The 469-nt window shown below is 52.2% G+C and carries 1 pseudogene; it reads left to right on the top strand.

From position 1 onward, the window contains the following. Positions 1-469, top strand: a pseudogene (locus tag ACTHS3_RS16900) (twin-arginine translocation pathway signal); the annotation flags it as partial.

Genomic DNA, 469 nt, shown 5'->3' with positions numbered 1-469 from the left:
CGCCATGGCTGGTATCCAATTTTGAACTGCACAGTTTCCCGAAAGAAAAAAACAACAGCGAACTTGCGTGGGACAATGTGGTTTGCGGCAGCCAAGGACTGGGCTATGTTGTTGCGACCAACCAGTTTATCCGGGTTGCCCGTCCTGAACGCACGATTTTTACCGCCTATGCCGCGCTCAACCACGATACGCCACAAGCCGTCCGCCGCCAGCTGCTTGAAGCAAGCGACGAAGAGCTGCTCCAGCTTGCCGCCCAAGATCTGCTTACCACTTACGGCGAAGGCTTTTGGCGGCACGTTTCCCGTGTTGACATTACCGTTCGCGGGCATGGCATGAGCGTGCCGAAACCTGGCTATTTAAGCGATGAGGCTTTATTAAAAATCAGAAACCGAAATGCCGGATTGTTGTTTGCACACAGTGACTTAAGCAGCTATTCGGTATTTGAAGAGGCTTTGTATTGGGGTGTGGA

It is taken from the genome of Neisseria sp. P0009.S007 (genome assembly GCF_051962515.1).
The sequence above is the reverse complement of the archived record's forward strand: the minus strand, read 5'-3'. Positions and strand labels throughout refer to the sequence as shown.